Source organism: uncultured Shewanella sp., from assembly GCF_947501665.1.
Classification (GTDB): domain Bacteria; phylum Pseudomonadota; class Gammaproteobacteria; order Enterobacterales; family Shewanellaceae; genus Shewanella.
Genome location: NZ_CANMWS010000006.1, coordinates 174,217 through 193,244, shown reverse-complemented (window position 1 = coordinate 193,244; position 19,028 = coordinate 174,217). Strand labels below are relative to the sequence as shown.

Annotated in this window: 17 protein-coding genes; 10 read left to right on the top strand and 7 right to left on the bottom strand. The window is 39.4% G+C overall.

The window, feature by feature from the left end; all coding sequences use genetic code 11:
* Positions 1–63: 63 nt before the first annotated feature.
* The 3 genes from Q0976_RS06255 to Q0976_RS06245 all read left to right on the top strand — a co-directional run bounded on the left by Q0976_RS06255 (position 64) and on the right by Q0976_RS06245 (position 4,159).
* Positions 64–639: an aminodeoxychorismate/anthranilate synthase component II gene (locus tag Q0976_RS06255; RefSeq protein ID WP_299492137.1), complete on the top strand. Its 576-nt coding sequence runs from the start codon at positions 64–66 to the stop codon at positions 637–639.
* A gap of 214 nt (positions 640–853) precedes the next feature.
* The gene (locus tag Q0976_RS06250; protein ID WP_299492135.1) at positions 854–3,346 is read left to right on the top strand and encodes a prolyl oligopeptidase family serine peptidase; all 2,493 of its coding nucleotides are present in this window, start codon (positions 854–856) and stop codon (positions 3,344–3,346) included.
* Between the two features lie 207 nt (positions 3,347–3,553).
* Positions 3,554–4,159: a hypothetical protein gene (locus Q0976_RS06245; RefSeq protein ID WP_299492133.1), complete on the top strand. Its 606-nt coding sequence runs from the start codon at positions 3,554–3,556 to the stop codon at positions 4,157–4,159.
* Between the two features lie 19 nt (positions 4,160–4,178).
* Here the strand turns inward: Q0976_RS06245 and Q0976_RS06240 are convergent, their stop codons facing one another.
* On the bottom strand, positions 4,179–4,697 hold the full coding sequence (locus tag Q0976_RS06240; RefSeq protein WP_299492131.1) for a DUF2390 domain-containing protein: 519 nt from the start codon (positions 4,695–4,697) through the stop codon (positions 4,179–4,181).
* A 56-nt stretch (positions 4,698–4,753) separates the two neighbouring features.
* Entirely contained in the window at positions 4,754–6,658 is a 1,905-nt protein-coding gene (locus Q0976_RS06235) for an ABC transporter ATP-binding protein (RefSeq protein WP_299492129.1), read from the bottom strand.
* 153 nt (positions 6,659–6,811) lie between these two features.
* Between Q0976_RS06235 and Q0976_RS06230 the strand changes: the two genes are divergently transcribed.
* On the top strand, positions 6,812–7,012 hold the full coding sequence (locus Q0976_RS06230; protein ID WP_299492127.1) for a YheV family putative zinc ribbon protein: 201 nt from the start codon (positions 6,812–6,814) through the stop codon (positions 7,010–7,012).
* Between the two features lie 767 nt (positions 7,013–7,779).
* On the opposite strand, the gene Q0976_RS06225 is transcribed toward Q0976_RS06230, so the two are convergent.
* Positions 7,780–8,190 (bottom strand): hypothetical protein, encoded by a 411-nt coding sequence (locus Q0976_RS06225; RefSeq protein WP_299492125.1) that lies wholly within the window; start codon positions 8,188–8,190, stop codon positions 7,780–7,782.
* The gene (locus Q0976_RS06220; RefSeq protein WP_299492124.1) at positions 8,183–9,442 is read right to left on the bottom strand and encodes a hypothetical protein; all 1,260 of its coding nucleotides are present in this window, start codon (positions 9,440–9,442) and stop codon (positions 8,183–8,185) included. Before Q0976_RS06220 ends, Q0976_RS06225 begins: the two co-directional genes overlap by 8 nt.
* A gap of 402 nt (positions 9,443–9,844) precedes the next feature.
* Between Q0976_RS06220 and Q0976_RS06215 the strand changes: the two genes are divergently transcribed.
* From Q0976_RS06215 to Q0976_RS06195, 5 genes are all read left to right on the top strand, one after another.
* A complete protein-coding gene (locus Q0976_RS06215) occupies positions 9,845–10,603 on the top strand; it encodes a hypothetical protein (protein ID WP_299492122.1) in 759 nt (252 codons plus the stop codon).
* Positions 10,604–10,919: 316 nt separating this feature from the next.
* The gene (locus Q0976_RS06210; protein ID WP_299492121.1) at positions 10,920–11,387 is read left to right on the top strand and encodes a hypothetical protein; all 468 of its coding nucleotides are present in this window, start codon (positions 10,920–10,922) and stop codon (positions 11,385–11,387) included.
* Between the two features lie 284 nt (positions 11,388–11,671).
* Positions 11,672–12,346 carry a hypothetical protein gene (locus tag Q0976_RS06205; protein ID WP_299492119.1) on the top strand — a complete coding sequence of 225 codons (675 nt, stop codon included), beginning with the start codon at positions 11,672–11,674 and terminating at the stop codon, positions 12,344–12,346.
* A 667-nt stretch (positions 12,347–13,013) separates the two neighbouring features.
* Positions 13,014–13,904 (top strand): hypothetical protein, encoded by an 891-nt coding sequence (locus Q0976_RS06200; protein WP_299492117.1) that lies wholly within the window; start codon positions 13,014–13,016, stop codon positions 13,902–13,904.
* A gap of 2 nt (positions 13,905–13,906) precedes the next feature.
* Complete coding sequence (locus Q0976_RS06195) at positions 13,907–14,653, top strand: ThiF family adenylyltransferase (RefSeq protein ID WP_299492115.1); 747 nt, start codon at positions 13,907–13,909, stop codon at positions 14,651–14,653.
* Between the two features lie 164 nt (positions 14,654–14,817).
* On the opposite strand, the gene Q0976_RS06190 is transcribed toward Q0976_RS06195, so the two are convergent.
* Together Q0976_RS06190 and dkgB are read right to left on the bottom strand one after the other, a co-directional pair.
* Positions 14,818–15,411: an NAD(P)H-dependent oxidoreductase gene (locus Q0976_RS06190; protein ID WP_366525071.1), complete on the bottom strand. Its 594-nt coding sequence runs from the start codon at positions 15,409–15,411 to the stop codon at positions 14,818–14,820.
* A gap of 17 nt (positions 15,412–15,428) precedes the next feature.
* Complete coding sequence (gene dkgB, locus Q0976_RS06185; RefSeq protein WP_299492113.1) at positions 15,429–16,235, bottom strand: 2,5-didehydrogluconate reductase DkgB; 807 nt, start codon at positions 16,233–16,235, stop codon at positions 15,429–15,431.
* A gap of 165 nt (positions 16,236–16,400) precedes the next feature.
* Here dkgB and Q0976_RS06180 point away from each other — a divergent pair, with 165 nt between their 5' ends.
* Positions 16,401–17,288 (top strand): LysR family transcriptional regulator, encoded by an 888-nt coding sequence (locus Q0976_RS06180; RefSeq protein WP_299492111.1) that lies wholly within the window; start codon positions 16,401–16,403, stop codon positions 17,286–17,288.
* 44 nt (positions 17,289–17,332) lie between these two features.
* Here the strand turns inward: Q0976_RS06180 and Q0976_RS06175 are convergent, their stop codons facing one another.
* Positions 17,333–18,733, bottom strand: a complete 1,401-nt coding sequence (locus tag Q0976_RS06175) for a hypothetical protein (protein WP_299492109.1) — start codon at positions 18,731–18,733, stop codon at positions 17,333–17,335.
* Positions 18,734–19,028: the final 295 nt, after the last annotated feature.

Genomic DNA, 19,028 nt, shown 5'->3' with positions numbered 1-19,028 from the left:
GAGCGCATACCACTTGTATTTTTATTTTAGTAACTCAATTAACTTCCTCAAAAATAATTCGTTATGCTTTTAATTATTGATAATTACGACTCATTTACTTATAACTTAGTGCAGTATTTTCAACAATTAGGACAAACCGTCGTTGTTAAGCGTAATGATGAAATCTCGCTTGAGGAGATAGAATGTCTTTCTCCTTCCCATTTAGTCATTTCTCCTGGACCTCGCAGTCCAAATGAAGCCGGTATTACTTTAGCTGCCATCGAATATTTTTCAGGTCAATTACCTATCTTAGGTGTGTGTTTAGGCCATCAAGCGATTGCGCAGGTATATGGCGCTAATATCGGACGTGCTCAACGTGTGATGCATGGTAAAACGAGCCTGATTACTCACAGTGGGGAGGCTTTGTTTAACCAATTAAATCAGCCATTAACGGTGACGCGTTACCATTCTTTATTGGTGGATGTATTGCCAAAGGACTTTATATTAGAGGCATGGTTTGATGATCCTATTCATGGCCGTGAGATCATGGCTATGCGGCACCAAGAGTTACCTTTATATGGTGTGCAGTTTCATCCGGAGTCCATATTGACCGAGCAAGGCTTAGACCTACTGCAGAACTTTTTAAATGTGAAAAGTTAACCTCTATTTTGTTGATTTATTTTGTTGTTTAGCACTTAATTCTTATCAATTTGTGATATAAATGGAAAATTATTTTCCATTGCTCTACGTTCCCACTACTGCATACCATGGCTATTAGCGTCTTAAGCTTCTTATTAAAAGGAGAGAACGTTGTATAGTGAGTTAAAAAATGCACACGGTGTTTGAGCCTAGGCTTATATCATAAGGAAAGAGGATGAAGCGTTTACTTCGCCAAACAGGATTGAGCTTACTTAGCTTATCAGTGCTTGCCAGTTGTACTTCTGTATCTTCAAATGACCCTATTACAACTTTACCCACTACCGAGCTTGCGCCGGTCGTATTGGTATCGCCTCCACAGGCTGCTACGCCTTTAACATTAAAGCAAATTATGGCTAACCCTGATTGGATGGGAATATTGGCTAAGAATGCCTATTGGAATGATGATGGTCAAAGTGTGTACTTTACCCGTCAAGCGCATGAGTCCACGATTAAGCAGCATTATCAACAGAGTGTGATACAAGGTGAAGCGGTTGAACTGACATTAGATAAGTTGCATCTAGCCAGTCAAGCAAAAGGCATATTTGATGCTTCACGTACACGCAAAGCTTATATTTATCAGGGTAATGTTTTTATTAAGCAGATCGCTACTCAACAAGTGAGACAACTGACCAAACAAACGCTTCCGGCTCAAGGTCTTCGCTTTTTAGATGATGGCAACTTGGCTTTTTGGCAAACATCCCAAGTATTTAAAATCCATTTAGCAACGGGACTCGTCGAACAAATTGCCAACCTTAAGATGGCTAATGCCCCTGAGTCATTTAAGGTCACGACTTATATTGAAAAGCAGCAAGATAGATTAATTGAATTTGTTTCCCTTAAAAATCAGCAAGCCAAAGATCGTGAATCTCATCAGCAACAATTAGAAAAATCCGATCCGACCTTAGCGCCTAAGACTTGGTATTTAGGTGATAGTGAGAAAATTAGCTCCTTGAGCCTGTCACCAAACGGTCGTTATATTATTTTATCTTTGATTGATAAACATTATAACTATGATTTTGGGGGCGATGAAACAACGGGGATCATGGCGAAGTTCATTACTCAAAAGGGGCCCATGGAGTCGACTCCCGTTCGCGCCTTGAGCAGCGAAGATGAGCCCGCCGGTGAGCGTTTTGTTTTATTGGATCTTGAAAGTCAGCAACAAAAGCCGATAAAAATAGACGGTCTTAGTGGGTATGATGAGGATGTGTTTGCTGACATTCGAGCTGAGAATGCCAAACTGAAAGGCAAGCAGTATCAAGCAACAAAAACACCGCGTAAATTTGAACTCCTCAAAGACTGGAGTCGTAAACAAAGCTCCATTCAATGGCAGATGCAAAGTAATCAAGTGGCGTTGATGATTGAAGCCATTGACAACAAAGATCGTTGGATTGCGACCTTAGATTTTTCAAGCGGTGAATTGAAGACTCAAAATAGAGTACATGATGATGCTTGGATTAATTATATCCATAATCAGTTTGGATGGCTGCCAAATACCTCAACCTTGTATTATTTATCAGAGCAATCAGGTTATTCACAACTTTATCTTAAGCCTCTTGGTGGCAGTGAAAAAGCATTAACTCAAGGTCAATTTGTAGTATCAGATCTTACGCTTGGGCCAAAAGCGGAGTATATCTACTATAAAGCCAATAAAGATCATCCTGGTATTGAGAACGTTTATCGTGTGAATGTGAGTACCGGAACGACTGAACAACTGACAGATTGGAAAGGCAGGCTAAGTTATGAGTTGAGCCCAAAAGGGAAGCAACTATTATTAACGGCGTCAAAATCCATCGAACCTGATGAGCTTTACATTCAAAAAGTTGGGGGCGAGCTTAAACAGTTAACCCATTATACCAGTAAGGCTTTCAGTGATTACCAATGGCAAGCACCTAAGGTTGTGAAAGTGCCGTCCAGTCATGGCGCTGATGATATTTATGCGCGAGTGTATTTGCCTAATGGTTTTGATAAAAATAAGGCGAGTCAGTATCCTGCGGTGATTTTTAATCATGGTGCGGGCTACTTGCAGAATGCGCATTTAGGTTTTTCAGTGTATTTTCGTGAATTTATGTTCCATAACTTATTGGCTCAAAAGGGCTATGTTGTCATGGATATGGACTACCGTGGTTCAGCAGGTTACGGACGTGACTGGCGCACCGCTATTTATCGCCAAATGGGCCACCCAGAAGTGGAAGATTTACAAGATGGCGTTAATTGGATGGTAAAAAATGCCAATGTGGATGTGAATAAAGCGGGCACTTACGGCGGATCTTATGGCGGGTTTTTAACCTTCATGGCGTTATTTACGGAGCCTGACTTATTCCAAGCGGGGGCGGCATTACGTCCAGTCACTGATTGGGCTTATTATAATCAGCCTTATGTATCTAATATTCTCAATACACCACAAATCGATCCCATTGCTTTTGAACGCAGCTCACCCATTGAGTGGGCTCAAGGATTAGAAAAGCCGTTACTTATCATGACAGGTATGGTGGATGATAATGTCTTTTTCCAAGACAGCGTTCGATTAGTTCAGCGATTAATTGAGCTTGAAAAGCCAATGTTTGAAACGGCCATTTATCCCGTGGAGCCCCATGGCTTTCGCCAACCTTCCAGTTGGTTAGATGAATACCGTCGTATTTTTAAACTGTTTGAAACTCAATTGAAGTAATATCAATCCAATGTTAATACTCACCTTAATAAGGTTTTTAAGGTGAGTATTATGTTTGATAATGCAATAGGAAACCGTCCTATTTATTACAACAAGGTTACTTTTTACCACATTTAAGCGAAAATACGCCCAACACTGTCAGGTTTGTTGAATATTAATATTCGTTAACTTAGGCTGGTTTTTACTTAACCTCCAATGTTATTCGAGATGAAATTTATATTTTTTTCTGTTTTCAAATACCTGGTACTTACTCTGTGTTTGGTGAGCCTATCGGGCTGCATTATGGTGGCGCGAAAAGGAATAGGGCAGCTAAGAGGGACAGAAACCGAGATATCAGCCTGCCCGATTGCCATACCATTTAATGATACTCAATATGCTGTGCAGATGACTGTGTTACCCAATGCCGATAAATTAACCGGAGAAGAGTCTGTTTTTATTGAGCAATTACAAAAAGATTTTACCGGTAAAGCGATTCAATTTAAATTGTCCTCTAAAGTCACTTCCAATGTTATCTCTAATAGCAGTCAAGCTAATGAAATAAGCAATACAGAAAAAAATCCAAATTTATCTAATCCTTCTTTGTCTTTTCAGTTTAATAACATAGAGCGCAGTTGGTTATGGAATCAATTCACTTTAACGGGCGAGATAGTGATTAAAAATAAAGCCCAAACAGTGACGCGGCCCTTTACTGTGATAACCCATAAAACCTTTGATGTGGCAGATAGCTTTTTAGCCAGTTTGAGTGAAAAATTGTCTCAATGTGTGATTGATGTAAACAGCCAAGCAGCCTTATCAAATGCCGCTCAGCCTTGATTGTGCGCTAATGAGTACCTTAGCTAAACAGGCTTAAGTAGGCATCGGCATTACGGCTGTGATTGATCTGCTCACTATCGGCAGTCTGACGATTAATATTTTCAATCGGTGTGATGTTAATGTCTTTATTATCGGCGTGTTGAAGGATGACATCTAGTTCAGTGAGGATAAATTGTTGAGTTTGGCGCTCAAGTAGCAGCTCTTTTTTTAGCATGTGTTGATACTGACTTGCTGATAGGCGGCTTTTACTGGCTCGCCTGTGTTGCCTATAGGGAATGAGTGCATTTTGATCATGCGCTTTCACTTTGCTGTTTAGCTCAGACCAAATGGCGGTATTTAAGATAAGAGATTGATGTTCAATGTGTAAATTGTCTAGCCATTGGGCCAGTAACAGTAAATTAACGTTGAGCTGATAAGTATCTTGCAGGGTAATATACCCTTTAGGATCCCGTGCATAAAGAACGTCGCACTCAGCCCATAAAGTTGGCTTAAGGTGAGATCTTAGCCAATTTAGTGAGTGTGTATGCGCTTTTTCCATGAGGGATCCTTAATCCTTGTGCTCAATGATTGTCATTCACTTATTCGTTGCACTATTTAATTAGCGGCCGCTTGCTCTATGTCTTCTATTTGCTCTTGCAGTGTGAGCCACTCCATTTCACTGGCTTCTAGGTCTTGGGTGAGCTGGGTACGTTCAGCCAGTACTTGAGTTAACTGTGCTTTGTTGTCGCTATCATAGAGGCTTGTTTCAGCCAGTTGCGCTTCAAGTTCGAGAAGTCTATCATTAGCTTTTTGCTGCTGTTTTTCCAGTTTAGTTTGTTGCTTCTTAATGGGCGAGAGCTGTTTACGTAACTCGGCCTCAATCCGCTTTTGCTGTTTTTTATCTTGGGCAGGGGTCGCATCGCTACTGCTCAGTTTTTTATTTTCTTCTTTTGCGGCATCGAGTAACCACTGATGGTAATCATCTAAATCACCTTCAAAACTGCGTACTTCACCTTGATCCACTAAATAGTAATCACTGCAGCTCAGGCGGAGTAAGTGCCTATCATGGGAAACAATAATCATCGCACCTTCAAAGGTCTGCAGTGCCATGGTGAGGGCGTGGCGCATCTCTAAGTCTAAATGGTTGGTGGGTTCATCAAGCAGTAATAGGTTAGGGCGTTGCCACACCAATAATGCTAAGACTAAGCGGGCTTTTTCGCCACCAGAAAAGGGCCTAACTGGGGCCAGAGCCATATCTCCGTTAAAACCATAGCCACCTAAAAAGTCCCTTAATTCTTGTTCACGTTTGGTGGGTGCGAGACGAATTAAATGCTGTAATGGTGAGTCATCTAAGCGTAAAAATTCCAGCTGATGCTGAGCAAAATACCCAATATTGAGGCCGGGGTTGGTCTCATATTTACCCTTCATGGGGGTTAATTCTTCCGATAACAGCTTAATGAGGGTTGATTTACCCGCGCCATTACGGCCGAGTAGGCCAATTCTGGCGCCCGGCACTAAGTTAAGGTGTACGCGTTTTAAAATTTCAGTTTCACCGTAACCTACCGACACTTGCTCCATTGTTACCAGTGGATTAGGCAAGGCTTCGGGCTCTCTAAAGGCCATTGAAAATTGGCTGTCAGCTTGAGAAGGCAGTAATTCTGTCATGCGCTCTAAGGCTTTTAAGCGACTTTGGGCTTGTTTGGCTTTGCTGGCTTTATAACGGAAACGATCCACAAAAGATTGCATGTGGGCGCGCTCTTTTTGCTGACGCTCAAATGCCACTTGTTGCTGAGCCATACGCTCGGCGCGAATACGCTCAAAAGCGGAGTAATTGCCCTTGTAATAATTCAGTTTTTGATTTTCCACATGCACGATTTCATCCACAATACCGTCGATAAAATCTCTGTCATGGCTGATTAACACTAATGTGCCTTGGTAGGCTTTAATCCAACCTTCTAGCCAATACATGGTGTCTAAATCAAGGTGGTTGGTGGGCTCATCGAGCAACAATAAGTCAGAGCGGCATAACAAGGCTTGCGCCAGGTTTAAACGCATGCGCCAACCCCCAGAAAAACTTTTTACGGGATCACTCTGCTTAGTCTCACTAAAACCGAGTCCTGCTAATAAGCTGGCGGCGCGAGACTGAATGGCATAACCGCCAATGGCATCAATTTTACCGTGAATAATGGCAATATCATGGCCATTATCTTCAATTTGTGCTTTTTCGAGCTGAGCCTCAAGTTGGCGATACTCGATGTCACCGTCAATGACATAATCAATAGCAGACACATCCAGTGCTGGGGTTTCTTGAGCGACTGTGGCGATTTCCCAACCACTGGGAACGTTGATATCGCCTTTATCTAAGTGAACCTGCCCTAAAATAAGCGCCAATAAGGATGATTTTCCCGTACCATTTGCCCCGACTAAGCCAACTTTATGACTAGGGTAAACAGTGAGTGAGGTATCATTCAATAAGGTTTTTGAGCCTCGAATGAGTTGTGCTTGATTGATGCTTATCATGGGTGATGACTTGAATGCGATCTGAAATAAATGGGACAGAGATAATAGCTTACAAAGGGGGCAAACTTCTACTCACAGAGCATAAATAGTGCATATTCTGTTAGGTTTTGTGGCAAAATAGACGTTATTGAACATGACCCAGTCAGGTATAGCGTGAATACCAAAATTAAAAAACGGTTTGTTGCCGGTGCTAAATGCCCGAAATGTAAAGCTAAAGAGAGCATTGTTTTATTTAAAGAAAATGGGGTGGAAACCGTAGAGTGCATCGAATGTGATTACCGAGAGCAGCAAACGGATGAAAAAGTCGAGAAAAAAGCTACCGGTGATGTGATTGGAGTGTTTAAACCCGACTAATATTACCTTGATAGCACAAGGTAGCATGCTTTGATTCTAGATTGTTGACATTTACAGTGTTGATTTAGTTGGATTTTAACCTTCATAGTTATCTATCGCTTGCAGCGGGCTGATGTATAAACATGTCTATGACACGCTGTAAACCCATCCTTGGGCGCTCTACGATTTCATCCCTGAAATCGAAGGTCATAGATCTGTTCACACCTGATTTTCAATGCAAAGAAAAAACAGCTTGTTGCTTCGATTAGGGTGTTCACTTGTGATCAGACATGATTGTATATATTTCAAAAAATAGGCCGCCTTTGAATGAAGGTTGGCGACATTTTGGTGAATTAAGCTGCGCTTAATTTAAGGGAAATAAGCGGTTGACTCATATAGGTATTGGGATAGTGTGTGCGAGTTTAACTTTAATGACTATCTATCGCTTGCAGCGGGCTTTTGTGTAAATATAAAAATAACGCGCCGTGAATATCTGACCTGCATGGATAGCAGGGAATGCCTTAAAATGTTGGGAACATTTTTGGCCCTATAGGCTCAACGAAGGCATCCCTGCCTCCGATGGTTATTTTTATATTCACACCTGATGTTAAGAGCAAAAAAACAGCTTGTTGTTTCGATTTGAGGTAATTGAAGCTATCAAGGTTATTGATTAGAAGTGATTGTAATTGGTCTTGATAGCATAAGGTTGCATGCTTTGTACCAGGGATAAATCGGGTTTATCACTGGTAGGGGAGCCGTCTTTATTTCACTTCACAATCAGTTTGTGTTTAGTCGTGAAGAAAACTAATGCCGATAAAAATAACCATACCTAGCGTCCCAATATTAAAAAAAATAATGAACATTAAATAGAGGCTATAGTTAACACCAAAAATCCTCTGAATATGCGAACGCCATAGAGATAGGTCAGATTTTTTTATACGCCACAAAAACCGTAGCATTGGGTATGTAAGCCAAGAATATCCAGCAGCACTTCCTGCAATCCACGACATATTGCTTTCCATCATAAACCTTGCTCGTTTACGAAATTTTTCAGGAGCAGACTCAGATATATCATGAACCATTTTCCATTTTTCTTTACGTAATTTTATGGTTAATGTAGTCATTAATATTATAAAAATAAAAGTTCCTATAATGGCGGAAAAACCCGATATAACCTTAATAGATTCCATATTAATCAAATATCTCACCTTCAAGCCAGCTTCCAAACTTGTTTGATTGTTCTCCACCTTCAACCCCCCAAGCTAAAGCCCCTGCACCTACAAGAGCAATAGAAAGACCTCCAGTTAAAGGTACAGCTCCTAAACCAAGACCAATTAAAATACCACCTCCGATATTCATCGCTGTAGATGAAACATTCCTTACACTTGAACGAGCGCAAGCTTCAGTCATTACCCCATTAATACTGCATGTTTGATAAATATCTTGACCATTACCATACACCCCTAATCCAATCACAAGCCAATTTGCTTTTCCTAACATTTTACTAAAAGACATTGCTTGTTTGTACAGCGCTGTCATATCAATACCTGCTATCGCTTTGGAAAAATTCTTAGCTTTATATAGTTGTCGCTTATCTACATTTAAATAACGATTAATATTTTTTGTCTGGATATTTTTAACGTATCCGGGCTTACCCACTTCAGACAAGATCCCGTTCATTTCAGACTGAAAACTTCTTGCTCTAGAGCGCCATTCTTTATAGGCAGGATTAGAATACAGTGCTTGTCCTGATAATCCTTTTGTTTGCTCAGAAATATAATTAGAGTAGCCTGCAAAGCTTTTTAACTGTTTCGCTATCTTATCTCCCTGAACTTGCGCTCCAGCAATCACAGCTCCTGTTCCAGCAATAATATGATTGATATCAATTTCTGTTAACTGATTGTTTTCACTTGATCCTTCATTGATATCTAATCCCGATGTGGCAGTCATTAACAAAACATTAGTGGTAGATTCGTGATGCTCTGCAAACCAGCTTCGTTGCTCTGAATTCATTTCTAAATATTCAGTCATTAATTCGTCGGCTTGTTCAATGGCCCATGCTTCATCTTCATGGGGCGATTGCCAAGGTGAAACCACTAAAGGCATTCCTTCAAGAATTTGACCAAAACTTTGCTTTAAATGAGAATTGGTATTTTTTACATGTTCAATGACTTCTGTATCTGTAGAAAGATAAGCTTCACTTGCAAATGCTTCAATATCCATTTTCTTATCAGAAAATATCAAGTAAACATCATCAATATCATTTTTCTGATCATCATTATCTTCACTCGCTGCCACTGCTGAGCTGGCCGCTGCTAAACTCGCAGCAGACAACGCAGCCGCTACTTTTTCTGCTTCCGCAGCCTTCCTTTTCGCTAATATCCTTTCTCTATGAGCGGCATGTCTGGCTTCATTTTCAGGGTCATACTTACTGTACTCCTCTGCCTCCATTGCCCGTTGTTTTTGTTGTCTTAATATCTTCTCTTTGGAGCAGGCTGTGGTTTAGCCCTTTGCTTTGAATTACAAAAATAGCAGTTACAACTCATCACAATCCTTTGTTAATGAAAAAGGGGATAGATTTACAGTTAACACATTGCTAATTCAAGGATTATTTTCAGAAATGATAGAAAGTGAGGGGGGGGTCGCAAAGTTGATAAGGGAATTTTAGAAATTGAAAGCAGCGATAAGGTGCCTTATTACTGGTAGGGATGTTAGCGTTCATCAATCAAAACACATTATTTTTTCAGTTGTTCACCCCTATTTTTTATTTTATCAACACCTTGTTTACAGTGTTCCATTGGAAGAGTATCGTTGCTTGATAATGTTAAACAGTTATGAATAAAAGGAGCTTTAGTGCAATCCATTGAATCAATTGCTAAAAGTTGCTTATGGATGTCAGATGTAAGTTGCTATGAGGTAGTCAAAGACTTTTCAGGGCCAGTCATCGCAGCTATGGTGGCTTTTTTTAGTGTGAGGTTTGCCTTTAAGCAAATCGCAATACAACATGTGAATACACTCGATGTCCAAATAGAGGGGCAAAAGAGGCAAACTAGAATCGAGTTATTCAAAGAAGTCGGTGGCCTCATGGAGCAATCAAAGTCTATTATTTTCGATATCAACTCATATTGCATGGGTAAAAAGTATTCGAATATCGAGATGAAGTCGGAAATCGACCACCTCGAATACCTAGAGCTTATGAGAAAGTTTGGTCAGGCTCTTATGCTTGTAATATGTAAAATTGAGTCCCACGAAATAGTAAATCTAATGTTATTTCGTGTTTTTAGGTTTTCACTTCAATCTATCCATCATGACCTACTAGCCATCCAGTTTTTGGAAAATAGATCTTATGTATTGGAGAGGTTAATACAGCTAACCGATGACTCACAGCTGTATTTTGGTGATTTTCAAGTGTGCCTGCAAAATATGGCATATGGTGATGTTTTCAAATCTGAAGTTCCTAAAAGGGAACCTGCAGATAAAAGGTGTAAGGTTATAACCAACGACCCTGAAAATCTAGAAGAACTTCACCATTACTTTTGGCGTGAGACAGATTGGGGGAAGACTTGTATTAAATACGAGGAAGAGGCTAATGTGCAGTTTTCCTCAGAATAAAAAAGCAATCGGACAGACTGATATACACCTGTTACTTTTGGGATTATCGTACTTTATCTAATCAAACCTAATTTATTTTCAAGTCCTCTTAACTCACATCTGTCTATTTATAAGTTGAAAAGTCCATTGATAATGGAGCCTTATCACTGGTATAGAACCCGTTATAAACCCACCTGTTTTTCCTGTACTGTCTCATGCTTATCAGATACTTACTTTAGCAATTAACGATTTTACAACAATGAGTTGGGAGTGTATCTTAATGTCATAATATTAAGCAGGCTTTTAACCCTATTAATTGATTTTCACAAGGACAGTCATGGATAAACAGGTAGAAAAAGAAAGGTTAGAAAGACTTATGGATATTCTTCCATTTAATCTTAATGCTGATTTAACTTTATTAAAAGGACACCTATTAATAGAGGAGTTACTATCTGAATTGCTAAAAGTTGGTTTAAAGCATGATAATCCACTCGAAATAAATCCTAACAATATGAAATTTAGTGCAAAATTAAATATGTGCTGGTTTTTAAATAGAGGTAAGTTACCTGATAGTGTATGGATTTATATAAAGAAGCTAAATTCTCTAAGAAACTCTATGGCACATGAAATTGAGCCTAAAGGAATCCATGAAAAAATTAATAATTTCAGCCAATCTGTTTTAATAGAATCGAAATGGGAATATGGAGAATATAATGATAACCATTTGCTACCGGCAATTGTATGGTTAGATGTTAATTTATACTCCTTACTACATAAACTAAATAGATTAGCTGATACAGCATAACTTCCCCATTTCCTCCTCGTTTTACCATAATAATGAAAGTATCTAATGCTACTTTGGCATTCAGTCATACTCTTGAGCGCCGTAAAAACCAATTTTAACTCAACGATAAGGGCCAAAATGGCCTTGATAATAAATGCCGCTCTATGAGTTAATAGGGTGGATTACCTTGATGAATACCTAAGGCTCGAGATTGGTTGCGATAGGAAAATGTTATTATATATTCTTTATTTATAATTAACTTGCTGTAATATAGCTTTTTTTTGTAATCAAGCTGTAGAGTTAAAATGATAGATTATGGTGAATGCTCATTGGATGAGCTGTATCAAGTAAAAATGGATATTGATAAAGCCGCTTTTCCTGATAGGTATCAAGCACTGTGTCAGGTTATTCAAGCCAAAGAATCCGCATTAAAAGATAGTTCTCATGATGTGGCAGCCTCAAGAGAGGAATGTGATAGCGAAAATAATGAGGTCGTCGAACTCAATCAATGGATGGTTCGATTTTTATCTGTTTCGACGATTGGCGGCGCGTTTTTAGGCATAACGAACATTGTAGCTAATCTCACTAATCTCAGTGGTGCCTTTGGCTATATCATTTATATTACATTTTTAATGCTTTATGCTGCAGGTATCATCGTTGCGGTTAAATTATTTGAAAAAACGACTGTGGGTGCGCTCAAGGCTAATTTACTGTTTTGGCTGGCGCAGGTGCCTATTTTTATGTCACCTGTTTTAGGTTTTCAATTGTCCAATGGCGTTTTTATGAATATTTGGATTTCCAGTGTAGACGGGGTTCAATTTGTCGCACTGATAGGAAGCGTGTTTAATTTCAGTTTTTTCCAACTAGAGCAGCCATGGGCAATTGGCGTGAATCTGCTTGCCATTGGGGTTGTGTTATATATTCATATGGTGCTGCAGTCAGCTGCTAAAAAAGGTGAAAATGTTGGAATGAAAGGCTAATGCTGCGTTCCCCTTCTTACTCTTACTCTTAATATTAGGAGGAAGGAGGAGTAAGAGGGGATGTTTTAGTGTTCAAGTTCCAATTGAGACCGTGTCTCGATTTGTCTTGTTTAGCACTTTTCAGTGGTGACGCTTTCACTAGTATTTTTGTCTATTTCATTCCATTCATCACTTTTTCTTCGCTATCGCTTCTTGCCTATTACTGAAACCTTACCTGCGATCACTTTTAGCGCTTCGCTAAGAGATATTGTGTCTATTTATTTCGAGTTCAGGTTAGTTTGAGTGGGTGTTTTTTGATCTGAATCACAACTCACAATACAAGTGTTTACATTTTGTAACAAGGTTTAATATATTGTTTCATCATTACTCGTTCAGGCGAGTTTATCGTTCAATAGCTTGTTAGAAAAGTGGCAGTGTTATTCAATTTTTTTATCTAACGGATTGATTATTCATCTGACATTTTACTGTCAACTTTAGCTCACTGATGAGTCATAAATTCGAAAAGATGGGGCGGTATTATCAAGGCGATTGTTACCAGAGGCACTTATTCCTATTGGCTTCTTAATCGCTTATGGGCGTATTAAAATCGCGAGTTAACATGTGTGAATAAATAAAAAAGTATTTTTTATCAGATGGATATAACGCCGAACGTTCAGGAGAAACGGCAATGAAACATACGTACATCGACAGATTTGGACCAACAACAACACGTCATTATTTTAATCCAGGGTGCTACCTTGATGATATGAGTTTGAAGCAAATTCATCAGGAATTATTGCGTGTTAATGATCAGGCTAAAAATTCTGTTGAACATAAATTATTGCAAGCCGATGATAATGTAGAGCAGATCCGCACTAAGTTTAGCAGCATGGTGGTGGGCATTCTTTATAAAGACAATGATGTGCCGATTGGTTTTCTGATCAGCCCGATTATCAAGCAAGATAAACTGACAGTGATTCATGCAGGCTTAGTGGTGATTGCTGAAAATAACGGTACCAATTTAATTGCACTTGCGACAGCGGGATTAGCAAAAATTATTTTTCGTAAATATCGCCGTGCTTACACGACAAATATTTCAGCGACTCCCCGTATTATTGAGAATTTTAGCCGTTTTACGGTAAAAGGTTGGCCAACTCAGGAGGCCAATCAAATCAAGCCTCCTTTACGTGTTTATACTAAGGTTGCCCATGCTCTCGTGAATGGTTATGTGAAGAAATATTTTCACAATCCAGAATCGGTCATATTTGATGAAAAGCGATTTGTGCTGTCTTCAGATACGGATGAAATGGGTTTTGAAAAAAACTTTCATAAGCTTCCTAGAGCCACGAGTCACGCAGTGAATAGTTTTGTACTCACCTGGATAGATACAGAGAAAGGAGAAGATATCCTTCAGGTAGGAGTGTTTAATTTTTGGGTGGCTTTTAAAACTTGGGCTCAAGTTTCTTTGTATCGACTCTTACTTAAATTTAATTCAGGCCCTGCTTATAAAAATCAGCCTATGACTGATCTGCATGCCATAGAAGCCGAGCAAGCCCGTAATACAATAGAGAGAGCATAGTCATGGATTATTCACGTAATTGGTTGTTTATATCGGATTTAGAGCAGCAAAAACTGGCCGATATTAATATTCTTATTGTGGGGTGCGGAATTGGCGGTGTGGTTGCTGAACTGGCGCTTCGAACTGGTATTCGTAATATCACCATTGCTGATGGGGATACGATTGAGGCGAGTAATTTAAATCGTCAAAACTTTACGGCTAAAGACTTGGGAATAAGTAAGGCACAAGCGATAGGGAAAAGACTGGCGAATATAGACAGTACGGCCAATGTGAATATTATTCCCATGTATCTTATAGGGGATGAGTTAAATGAGTTGATCCCAACCCATGATGTCGTTGTAAATACGATAGACTTTGATGCACCGGAATTTCCCTTGGTGCATAAAATTTGTGAGCAGCATGGAAAAACTGAAATCTTCCCGATTAATCTTGGGTTTGGCTCTGGAATGACTATTTTAGATAAAACAACCCCCGGTTGGTTGGAGCACTATCAAGTCGAAGAACATACGGCCATTAAAGAGGCAATTTTATTACACTTACTGCATTCAGGTGTTATTAAAGACTATTTAGTGAACAGCGCGAGCAGGTATTATCAAAGTCAGGTGGAATATGACTCGCAACTTGCGATTTCATCATCCATTTCAGCTTCTATGGTTGTTGGGGCAATCGTGTCCATGGTGAAAGGTGAGCAAGTGCCTAAGTTTCCAAACTTCCAATACGTCGATGTGATGGCTCCAATGATAATTTAATTCATCTTACTCAGGTTAACGAATCAACCCCTTAGTTCCACTCTTTTGGTCATTAAATAAAGAGTGGGTTAACTGGAAAGGCTCGCTTTGAATAATATTGCTGTTAAATATTCATTGTTGTGTTTTTAATGACACATCCTGAGTGCCTTTGAACGGCAAAAAACTTAATCATCAGTATTAAATAATTGTTTTAAATGCGCTTGATAACGAGTGAGATCGTGCTCTATTTGAGGGTTTTTAATTACGTCGTTGCTCATGAAAGTGCTAAGTGGCGTCATGCCTAAAAATTGATGTGCTTTATGCATTGCTAAATACACCCCATCAACGCCTGCACCTTCAAAAAACTGATTTGTGTCGGTAAAGGCTTCTTTTGGTGCGTTCCAAGTGACGGACAACATATATTGTTTACCTTGTAGCAAGCCGCCTGAGCCGTATTGGCTTTGTGCATCATGGCGTGAGCGTCCATCACTCTGATAGAGTCGACCATGGCCTAAGGTGAATACGTTATCAATGTATTTTTTGACTGTCCATGGTACGCCCATCCACCAAGCGGGGGTTTGTTGAATAATGATATCGGCCCATAGCCATTTATCTATTTCAGACTCGATATCGTAACTTTGATCAATATGAGTGACGTTGACTTCATGTTTTAAGCTGAGCAAATACTGCTCTGCAAAATGGGTGAGGACCTGATTAAGCTCGCCTTTTGAATGGGCAAAATTTTTGCCCCCATTTAAAATGAGTATTTTTTTCATCATAAATCACCTTTTACAGCTTATTGATCCCAACGAGGCGCAAGGGTTTCAGGGTTAATTTCACGACTATTAGCTTCTAATTGATCAATGCGTAACATCTCTTCTGCGCTTAAAAGTATGTATTGCGCTTTTAAATTACTGGCTAAGTTTGCTTTTTTGGTTGAAGAGGGGATCACACCATAGCCTTTTGCTAATGCCCAAGCTAAAGCGACTTGCGCAGGTGTGTCTTGTCGCTTTTTCGCGATATCTTGAATAATCGAGTCTTGTAATACTTTTCCATACGCGAGAGTCATGTAAGAAGTGACGTTAATGCCTTGGCTTTGCATAAAGGAGACTAATTGGCGGTTTTGCAAATAAGGGCTGAGCTCTATTTGATTGGTTTCGATGTTATCTGCGCCAACAATAGCGATGGCTTGTTTTAATAAATCGATATTAAAATTAGAGACGCCAATTTTTCGTGTGAGGCCTGCTTTTTTTGCCTCAAGTAATGCCGACATATATTCTTCAATTTGAATAGGATTTTGGGGCGCTGGCCAATGAATTAACGTTAAATCAACGGCATCGACTTTTAAGTTCTTTAAGCTATTTTTTAAGCTTGGTATGAGTTTGTCTCTGGATAAGTTGTCGACCCAAATTTTCGTGGTTAAATGAAGATCGTTTGCGGGAATATGGCTGTTTTTTATCGCAATGCCAATCTCTTTTTCATTATCATAAGCTTGCGCCGTATCAATAGCGCGATAACCTAACTCCAATGCCTGTGTGACTGATTGTATGACGGTGTCGCCTTGTAATCTAAAGGTGCCTAAACCAAATGGTGGAAGATGCATTTTCCTGCTCCAGTACGTTATATATTGAATGTGCTTACCGATTTGACAGGATTATAAATAAAGCTAAGATTGACAAAAAGTCACTAAATTTCAAAATATATTTGAATAAAAGTCAATAATGGTTTGAGAAATAAGAATGAAAGGTAAGCAGTGAAAGGGGTAATAATGAAAGTCACAATAAGCGAACTCTATACTTTCATGAGTATTGTGGATACAGGCACCATTAGTCAGGCCTCTGAACACTTAAATATCACAGTGTCTGCGGCGAGTCGTGCACTGTCACGATTAGAAAAAAAGCTAAATACAGCTCTATTTAGGCGCAATACAAGGCGATTGGAGCTCACGTTAGAAGGGGAAAAATATTTATCGAGAGTGCGTGATATTTTATACGATCTTGAAGCCGCTGAAGAGATGCTGGTACAGCGAAAGGGGATCCCCTCGGGGAAATTGCGCATTGATGCTGCGAGCCCTTTTATGTTGCATGTGATTGCCCCGTTAATTGGTAAATACAGTCATGCCTATCCTCAGGTTGAAATTGAGTTAGTGAATAATGACAATTTAATTGATCTATTAGAGCAACGTACCGATGTTGCTGTGCGTATTGGCGAGTTAAAAGATTCGAGCTTAAATGCCACGCCGTTAGGGTTAAGCCCTATTCGTATTATGGCGAGTCCCGATTATTTAAAGCAATACGGAACACCACAAAGTATTGATGATTTAGCGCGTCATCAATTATTGGGCTTTAGTGCTTTAGAGAAATTAAATGATTGGCCTGTTTATGATGCGTCAAATCAATTATTGCATATTCAAGCCAATATCACATCAGATAGCGGTGAAACACTCAGACAACTGGCGTTAAGTGGAGTAGGTATCGTGTGTTTATCCGATTTTATGACACGCAAAGATTTGCAGGCTGGGCGGTTGGTGCAATTGTTTACAGCTATCACCGTCAAAGTCGAGCAACCTATTAATATTGTTTATTACAGAAATAGAGAACTATCGAATCGTGTTAACTCATTTATTGCATTTTTAAAGCAAGAAGTTAAGATTTAGCGATATTAGCCATTGAGCATGACTCAAAACCTTGAGCCGATTGATCATTGATAATCAACACTGGCCGTGAACAGCTGATTGTTTGCATTGTAAGTATATTGATAAAGGCTAATAATTTTAGTGCCTTGGCTTATTGTTAAGCTGAGTGGGTTGTTATTATTATCATAGGTAAAAGTGTATAGCGTCAGAGTATTATTCGCGACTGTACTTTTTAGGCTGGCAGAGAGTAAATTGTTATTGCTATCATATTCAAAAGCCCAAATTTGGCTAGGTGTATTGACTCTGTTCTGATTATTGCTTGAGCTTACGCTGGTGGTGAGGTTAGCACTAATAAGTTTATTATTGACATCATATACAAATGAATAAGTGGCATTGATTGTCGTATTCAGTTTATTCGCTTGTATTTTTTCAATACTGCTGCTAATTCTTTGATTATTTTCGTTATAACGATAACGATAAATACGTTCATTGGTGCCATCATTGTCATTATCTAATGATGCGCTGAGTAAGTTATTATTTTGATCATAGGTATAAGTTTCGACACTTGAAATATCGCTATTACTGCTTTTTATTAAGCTAGCACTCAGTCGGTTGCCTTTGTCATCATAGGTATAGCTGTAACTGTTTTCAGGGGTATTACTTGCACCCGTAAATTGTGTTAAGGATATTAAATTATCTTTTTTATCATAGCCATATTGATAGGTGATGTCATCAATACCATCTGCATCATTGTCTAAACTGGCTGTTATTAATAATCCATTATCATTATAAGTATAGCGATATAAGGCTTCTTGAGCGCCGCAAGCATTGATATCTCGACTTTCACTGAGTCGTTGATTGTTATTATTGTAGGTATAAGTTGTAATTGCATCAGCTTCTCCATGAGAGTCATAATCAGCGCTGGCTTGAATGATATTACCCTGATTATCATAATTAAATTGATAAACACTATCGATGTTACCATCCGCTTTTTGGCCCGGTCTGTGAATAGCTAAAGCACTGGCAGTCACGATGGCTGAAGTTGAGGCGGCAGAGGTGGCCACAGAGTAGGCCGATGCGGTTGAAGTGCAAATGGAAATTGAAGGTAGAATAGATGTTGAAATGGAAATATCGGCTGAATAATCAATACTGCCGTCAAATGCTGCGCTCATATTGGCAGCAAAATCCCCCGCACTGGCTCGACTGATTGGATCTTGTATTGGGGCAAAAGCTCCTGCTGCAGCTAATGCACCGGCTATGGCACCAGATATTGCTCCAGAACCCGCTCCTGCAACTGAAGCACAAGCGGATACTGTGCCTATTCCAACTCCAACCCCTGCTCCTAAACCGATCCCAATCCCTGCGCCAGCACCGAGTCCAATTCCTGCTCCGGCTCCAAATCCTGCAGCCATACCAGTAACTGGAAGCATAAGGCTTAACATTAACAGTGAAAAGGGAGAGTTCATAGGAGTAGGACCTTATAACCTGAGAGTGAGAACCGGCATGTTAACTTTATTAAATAAAGTTAATTTTGAGGGCACGATAAAGGTTTTCTCTCAGTGTTGTCGAGTGAGTAAGCAACCTTTACATTACTGCTATATTCTTTATCAATAGAAATGAATAAAGGTGAGGAAATAAAGCTGACTTATGAGCTAATTGTATTTTAAATGTAATGAATTTTAATGAGCTGTTTTGGTAGGGGTTTTGAATTGGTTTTATGCAGTAAATAGCCCAAATGATGAAAAATCATATTTGGGCTAT